The sequence below is a fragment of the Diaphorobacter ruginosibacter genome (assembly GCF_040396215.1).
GTDB lineage: Bacteria > Pseudomonadota > Gammaproteobacteria > Burkholderiales > Burkholderiaceae_C > Diaphorobacter_A > Diaphorobacter_A ruginosibacter_A.
Genome location: NZ_JBEBOW010000035.1, coordinates 19,734 through 27,149 on the forward strand (window position 1 = coordinate 19,734; position 7,416 = coordinate 27,149).

Annotated in this window: 4 protein-coding genes; 2 read left to right on the forward strand and 2 right to left on the reverse strand. The window is 67.2% G+C overall.

Translation table 11 applies throughout. The features are described 5' to 3' along the window. Positions 1-10 precede the first annotated feature (10 nt). Complete coding sequence (locus tag ABWP92_RS06660; protein ID WP_353234583.1) at positions 11-3,508, reverse strand: UvrD-helicase domain-containing protein; 3,498 nt, start codon at positions 3,506-3,508, stop codon at positions 11-13. Next, positions 3,505-6,108 (reverse strand): PD-(D/E)XK nuclease family protein, encoded by a 2,604-nt coding sequence (locus ABWP92_RS06665; RefSeq protein ID WP_353234584.1) that lies wholly within the window; start codon positions 6,106-6,108, stop codon positions 3,505-3,507. Before ABWP92_RS06665 ends, ABWP92_RS06660 begins: the two co-directional genes overlap by 4 nt. A 109-nt stretch (positions 6,109-6,217) precedes the next feature. Here ABWP92_RS06665 and trxA point away from each other — a divergent pair, with 109 nt between their 5' ends. Next, positions 6,218-6,553 (forward strand): thioredoxin TrxA, encoded by a 336-nt coding sequence (gene trxA / locus ABWP92_RS06670; RefSeq protein WP_353234585.1) that lies wholly within the window; start codon positions 6,218-6,220, stop codon positions 6,551-6,553. Positions 6,554-6,903: 350 nt separating this feature from the next. Then, on the forward strand, positions 6,904-7,416 hold a 513-nt coding region (locus tag ABWP92_RS06675), incomplete at its 3' end, for a Rho termination factor N-terminal domain-containing protein (RefSeq protein ID WP_353234586.1).

The following is a 7,416-nucleotide window of genomic DNA, read 5'->3' on the forward strand; positions in this document are numbered from 1 at the left end:
CGCGCGAGACTCAGAACAAACTGCCTTGCAGCGGCGCCGACCCACCCGGCTGGGCATCCGGCCGGTCCGTGGTTGGTTGCGTGGCCGGTTGCACGGCTGGTTGCGTATTCTCCACCTTATCCCACGCGCCCGTTGAAGCGTCGCGCATGCGTGCGGTGACCGCTCCCGCCGCATCCACCTCCAGCAAGCGGCCATCACCCGAAAGAAATGCGGCATGCACCTCGGCCTCATGGCCCAGTTGCTGCGCGACGGCTTCGAGATACAGGCGCAGTTGCCCGATCAGCGCCGGCTGGCTCTGCGGCGCTGCCGCCGTCTTGTAATCAAGCACCCACCAACACACGGGCGATGCAGCGGTTTCGCGCGTACGCACCAGCCGGTCGATCCGCAGGCTCTGGCCGCGATGAACCAGCGGCGCTTCGTTGATGGCGCGGTCGATCACGCCTCGATCCCATGCCCAGGCCCCGTCTCCCTGAAGAATGCGCTGCGCGACACGGGCCGCGCAGCGAGCTGCTTCGGCTGGCAGATCGAACGCCCGGGCCAGACGCACAAGCCGCGCATCGCTCCAGCCCGATGTCCTCAGTTGCGCAAGCCCCGGCCCCGCCACACCGGCCTGCTCCAGCAACTGGTGCATGGCCTCGCCCTGGCGCGAGGCGGGCGTCGAGGGCTCCATCGATGCCTCCGATGCGGCCAAGACAGGTCGGCCCGAACCCTCGGCGGGAGCCGGTCCCGCGTAAACGGGCAGTTCAAGAATCCGCGCCACGGCCTGGTCAATGCCGACGCCGCTCTCCTGCGCAGCAGGCAGGGGGGGCGCGTCCACCACGCACTCCTGCAGCCGGCTCCACCAGCTGGCCGACTGCGAGGCACGGCCCGCCTGCGTGGCCGAAATCACCAGGCACTGCTTGGCCCGCGTGACCGCCACATACAGCGTATTGAGTTCTTCACGCTGGCGTTCGCGTTTTTCGTATTCAAGCAACCCAACCGCGCTTGGAGGCGGATTGGATTCACTGGCCAGGAAAACGAAATGCCGCGGATGCTCGTGCTCGCCTGGCCAGTCGATGAGCGCACCCATGGTCTCGGCCTTCTGGGCCCCCGCATCGGTGTCCAGCAGCAGCACGGCATGCGCCTCCAGCCCCTTCGCTCCATGAACGGTCAGCAGGCGCACGGCCTGCGAATCCGCGCGGCCGGGAGCACGCACGCCCGGCCGCTTCATCGCGCGCACAAAGGCATAAGGTGTCAGGTAACGGCCACCGTCGAGCTGCAGCGCCGCCGCCAGCAGCGCGCGCAGATTGGCGAGCATGGCGTCGCGCTGCGTCGCCGTGGCCGCCGCCGCATAGCGCGCGTACACGTCGCCGTGCTTGTAGATGGCGTTCAGCGCATCATGCGGCGGCAGGGCCTCGACCCAGCCCTGGTAGAGCTTCAGGCGCTCGCCGGCAGCCAGCAGCTGCGGCCCTAGCAGCTCGCCCGCCCGCGTCGCCACGTCGAACCAACTGGCGTGCTCCCACTGCGGCTGCTGGCGCAGCAAGGCGATGGCGGCGAGCGCTTCATCGCCCAGGTCGAACAGCGGCGACTTGAGCGCGCGCGCGAGGGACAGATCATGCATGCTGGAAACGAGCACATCCAGAAGCGCCACCACGTCCTGCACTTCGGGCGCTTCGGAGAGTTCGGTTTTTTCAGGCTGCACGCAGGGGACGTGCAGCTCGCGCAGCGCATCCTCCATTTCGGCAAGACGCGAGCGCTTGCGCGCCAGCACCATGATCTCCCGGGCGGGAATGCCCGAGCGGACCTGCTGCGCCACCCATTGCGCGGCCTGCGCGCACTCGCGCATGCGCAGTGTTTCCTCGACCTCGTGACGCGGCGTCGTCAGGCTGTCCCGCCATGCGGAGCCGGGCGCCTCTACGGAGCCCGCATCGCCGCCGCCCTCTCCCGCTTCTTCGGTATCGCCCGTTATCAGCGGCAGCCTCCAAAGCTCGCCCTCGATGGCCGACTCCGTCGTATGGTCGCGAAACCCTTCATACTCGCCAGCCGTCTGCGCGGCCTGCATGACGCGATTCACCGTGTCGATGACCCCGGTGGCGTTCCGGCGCGTATGGTCGCAGGCGAGCACATCCCCGCCAAGCCCCTCGCGCACGAATGCCTGCGCGGCCCGGAAGACCTGCGGCTCCGCGCGCCGGAAGCGGTAGATGCTCTGCTTGGGATCGCCCACGATGAACACACCGGGCGCATCCGATCCGCCGCCCGAGCCCGCATAGCCCGACAGCCACGCATGCAGCGCCTGCCATTGCAGCGGGTTGGTGTCCTGGAATTCATCGACCAGCAAATGGCGCACGCGCGCATCGAGCCGCTCCTGCACCCAGCCGCTGAGCACGGGATCGGACAGCAGGATCAGCGCCGTGCGCTCGACGTCGTTCATGTCGATCCAGCCGCGCTCGCGCTTGAGCGCGCTGAACTGCGCGATCAGCACGCGCGACAGCCGCGCCATGCGCTGCTGATGCAGCCACGCATCGTGCTGGCGCTGCGCCGCGCACAGGACAAGCAGTTCGGCTTCGGCTTCCTGCGCCGCCTCGAATTTGCGCAAATGGTTGCTCAGGCGGTCTTCCCTGGCTACGAAAAACGCGGCCCGCAACATCGGCAGGCGCTTCCCGGGATCGGGCTCAAGGAACGCATCCACCACCGCCTGCGCGGCCTTCTGCGGCGTCTTGGCGGTTTCGCTGCCCAGCGACTTCGCCCGGGAATGCCAACGCTCCCTGGCCGACTCCGAAGCAAGCGCTCCCCAGGGCTCGCCCCATTCGGCCAGCGCCGGAAACTCCTCACCAAACGGCGGTACCGACGCATCGACCACGCCGGCATCGTCGGCCAGCGCGAACTCCACCCGCTTGGCGAGCGCCGCTTCCAGCGCCCTGTGTGTCTGCCAGCGGCCATGCAGCGCGATGGACGACTCGTAGTCCGAGCGCAATTGCCCGTCCCGCGCGAGCACGGCAAGAAACGGCCGCCACACTTCGCGCACCGCCTCGGCGTCATCCTCCAGCAGCTCGAAATGCGCAGGCATGCCCAGCGCCTGCAGCACCTGCAACGGAGCGGTCCCGAGCAGCGCCGCGAACCAGCTGTGGAAGGTGCGGATCTGCACCGGCCTGCCGCTGTCCAGCAGCTTGCGATAGAGCTGCCGCAACGCGGGCGCCTGGTTCTTCACACGCAAGGCATCCACGCCGCGCGCCAGCAACTCGCCTTCCAGTTCATGCTCGGGCTTGCGCGCAAAATCCTCCAGCCACTCCTGCAGGCGCTGGCGCATCTCGCCCGCCGCCTTCTTGGTGAACGTGATGGCGAGGATCTCGTGCGGCTCGCTGCCCTCCAGCAAGGCGCGCATGATGCGCGACACCAGCATCCATGTCTTGCCCGCGCCCGCGCAAGCCTCCACTGCCACGCTGCGCTGCGGGTCGCAGGCGATCGCGTAGAACGCCTGGCGCGTCACCGGCTGGCCATTGTGCTCGTATGCGGCATCAGTTGTGTTCATGCCCAGAAATCCTTTCGGCACAAACCGCGCGCCGTGCAGTATCCGCACACCGCGCCCTCGCCCAGCGCCTGCATGGGCGCGCCCTGCGCAATGCGCTGCATATCGTGCCGGATGCCCTCCAGCAACTCGTCACGCAACTCAACCACGTCCTCCTGTTCGTAAGCACGGGTCTCCCCGCGCTCGCCCACGTTCACATAGGCGGCGCGCAGCGTGTCATCCTGCAGCAGCGCGGCGTAGAAAGCGAGCTGCAGATCTTCAGACCCCGCCGCGATGCGCTTGCGCGTGACCTGCTCGTTCTCGGTCTTGTAGTCGATCACCAGGCGCACCGGCTGGCCCGCCCCATCCGCGCGGCAGACGTCGATGCGGTCCAGCTTGCCGATCAGCGTCAGGCCGCCCAGCGGCTGGCTGGCTTCGTGCTCGGCCATGCTGAAGCTGGCGCCCGCGCCCTCATGCCCCGCCAGCCAATCCAGGTAACCGCCGCGCAGCGCCGGCCAGCCCGAGGAAAAGGGAAGAAAGTCGGCCTCGTCCAGGTGCAGCTCGCGCGTGGCCCGCGCCGCGCATTCGTCCATCAGGGCCGCGCGCTTTTCGGCATCATCGGTGGGAGCATCGGCCAGCGCCAGATGAAAGAATTGCAGCGTGGCGTGCAGCCATGTGCCGAAGTCGCGCTTATCGACCTCGGCGTCGAGTTCATCGGATTCCTGAAGACGCAGCTGCCTCAGGGCGAAAAAGCGATAAGGACAATGCCGCAAATCGGAATAGGCCGACGAGGACAGCCGCGGCAAAGGGAACCGGGCTCCCGACGGCATGGGGCGCTCTGTTGGATGGAGCGCCACATCGCGCACCGTCCGCGTATCGCGCCCCTCATGCGCTCTCTCGCCGCAATCCAATTCAAGCGCCAGCACCAGAGAACTGGCCAGCAGCGGCTCGCCTCCGTCGTCGCTAGCCCGCCAGAGGATGTCGGCATGTGGAACGCGCACGGCCTGCATCCAGGCGCCGCGCTGCGCCTGCTCGTATTCCTCGCGCGTGGGCAGGCCCAGCGCCTCGCGCTGGGCGCGTGTCCAAGGCCCCGGCGGCTCGGGCGCGGCGGGCATGCGCTTTTCATCGCACCCCGGCAGCACCAGCGCCGCGAACGGACGCGCCAGCAACTGCGGCAAGGGCAGCACGATGACCGGCGCCTCGGACGATGAGTCCGGACGGAAACGGCCCGCCTCCAGCACCTGTTTGGCCCATTGGGTGAACTGCGAAAGGCCCATGCCGCGATCCGCGCCGCCAAGTGATTGCAGGTCGGCATCCAGCCCCTCGGGCAAACGCAGTTCGGCAAGCACCTTGGCGCCCGCCGGGTCTTCGCTCATGCGCTCCCAGACTCCCGTGCGCTGAAGCTGGCCGCGCAAGGCCTGGAGCCATCGGGGCAGCGTCCGGGAGCCTTCGAGCTCCGCACGCCAGGCATCGACCTGCTCGCCGAGCGCCTGCAGCTCGGGGGAAGATGGGCGCCCCTGCTTTCGCGCGCGGCTCCATTGGCGCACGCCGAGGCCTCGCAGCCAGCGCTCGAACCTCGGCAACATGGGCACGGCCTGCGGCGGCAGGTGCTTGAGCCAGTCGAGCACGTCGTCGGTGGATGCCTGCCAGGCAGCGGCGCGCAAGGCCGCCATGATCTGCGCGGCGGCCCGCGTGGTGGACATGGTCCAGCCGTTCTCGTCCTTCACCTGGACTCCGGCGCCTTCGAGCAGGGCGGCGACACGGCGCGTGAGCGCACGGTCGGTTGCCGCCAGGGCCACGGGGATATGCCCGTCAGCCAGATGACCCATCACACAGGCCGCGGCAAGCTGCGCCTCATCCTCTGCATCCAGGGCGCGGCGCAGGGCGATGCGCGATGCACCGGCCTGCGCCCCCTGCTCACCCTGCCCGCGCTGCCCGTCCTCGGCCAGCGCAGCCGAGAATGCCTGCGGCAGGGCGATGGCCATGCCCGCATCCTGCCAACGCGCCAGCAGCGCCCTGCCCAGCGGATCGGGATGAAAGCCTTCCAGCACGACCAGCATCCTCACCGCATCGCGCACGCCCTCGCCAAACAGCACGTCGGTCTCGGGCTCGGTGGCGAGAACCCACTCCAGCGCCACGCGGGCGGCGGCCGCCTCCAGTTGCAGCGCGTCGCCCGCCAGGGGGGCGCAGAGATGCTCGCGCGCGTTTTCCGCCCACTCGCCGCGCTGCGCCGGATCGACCGATGCGGCCCGCGCGGCCAATTGCTGCGCCATCTCCAGCATCAGGTTCAGCATCGATTCGGCATGCGCGCCAAAGCCGGCGGCCTCCAGCAGCGCGCGCCCGGTCAGCGCATCGCAAGCGACATCCAGCCGCAGTCCGCTGCCGCCAGCCGGTTCCGCGCCCAGCGTGGCCGCCCAGTTCCGCGTTGTCTCGAATCGCGGCATGAAGCCATCGGGGAAAAGCGCCGCCCATTGCACCCTCGCCTGCGCCATGAGCTGCGCATAGGGAACGAGCACGACCATGCTTGCCGGATGCACGCCGCGCGCGGCGGCTGCCGCGGCGACGGCCTCGAGCACGTTTTTCCAGCCTGCCTGCACCAGATTGTTTTCCGCTATTACTGTCATAGCATTGTCGTGCGCGGCCATACCGGTATGCGGGGAATCAGTTTCTGTCACAATTCCCCTACTGTAAACGCACTCGCCATATCCAATAGCTCTAATCGAAGGAAAGCCAATGGCAAACGATCTCATCAAACACATCTCGGACAGCAGCTTCGAAGCCGACGTGCTCAAGGACGGCGGCTCGGTGCTGGTGGACTACTGGGCCGAATGGTGCGGTCCCTGCAAGATGATTGCGCCGATTCTGGACGAAGTGGCCACCACCTACCAGGGCAAGCTCACCATCGCCAAGATGAATGTGGACGAGAACCGCGAAATCCCCGCCAAGTTCGGTATCCGTGGCATTCCCACGCTCATGCTGTTCAAGAACGGCGAACTCTCCGCGACCAAGGTCGGCGCGATGAGCAAGGCGCAGTTGACGGCCTTCATCGACCAGCAACTGGCTGCCTGAGCGCCATTGAATTGCGCATGATGCACGCCACGGCGGCGCCCACGCCGTGGCGATGCGGCATCCCGAAAGCCTCGCGCAAGGGCTTGCGACAGGGCCCGCCGACATCCCTGAACACACCACCTCCCGCGCCCCATCGGCCACGCACTCCACGGAAATGATGCAAGCCTTGGTAAAGAACCCGGCATGCGCGCCGGATTTTCTGTAATAATCTGGTTCGATCGCTTCGCCGCACTTCGTACAAAAGACCGCGGCCCGGCTTCAAGATCAATGGCTTGCCAAGCGCCATATCCGGCCCGCACGGCGTACAGCTCTCCCAGATTTCATATTCCTACTCCGCACGGAGTCACCCCATGCACTTAAACGAACTCAAGGCACTGCACGTGTCTGAAGTCCTCAAGCAGGCTGAAGAGCTTGAGATCGAAAATGTCGGCCGCATGCGCAAGCAGGAGCTGATGTTCGCCATCATCAAGAAGCGCGCCAAGGCCGGAGAACAGGTTTTTGCCGATGGCGTGCTGGAGATCCTCCCCGACGGTTTCGGCTTCCTGCGCAGCCCCGACACCAGCTACACCGCGAGCACGGACGACATCTACATCTCGCCCAGCCAGGTGCGCCGCTTCAACCTGCATACCGGCGACATGATCGAAGGCGAGGTGCGCACGCCCAAGGACGGCGAGCGCTACTTCGCATTGACCAAGCTCGACAGCGTCAACGGCGGCCCGCCGGAGCAAAACAAGCACAAGGTGCTGTTCGAGAACCTGACGCCGCTGTTCCCCAAGGAGCAGATGCGCCTGGAGCGCGACATCAAGGCCGAAGAGAACATCACCGGCCGCATCATCGACATCATCGCCCCCATCGGCCGCGGC

Excerpts from the sequence above, each read along its gene's own strand:
- trxA (WP_353234585.1), top strand. The coding sequence starts at position 6,218 with ATGGCAAACGATCTCATCAAACACATCTCGGACAGCAGCTTCGAAGCC.
- ABWP92_RS06665 (WP_353234584.1), bottom strand. The coding sequence starts at position 6,108 with ATGACAGTAATAGCGGAAAACAATCTGGTGCAGGCAGGCTGGAAAAAC.
- ABWP92_RS06660 (WP_353234583.1), bottom strand. The coding sequence starts at position 3,508 with ATGAACACAACTGATGCCGCATACGAGCACAATGGCCAGCCGGTGACG.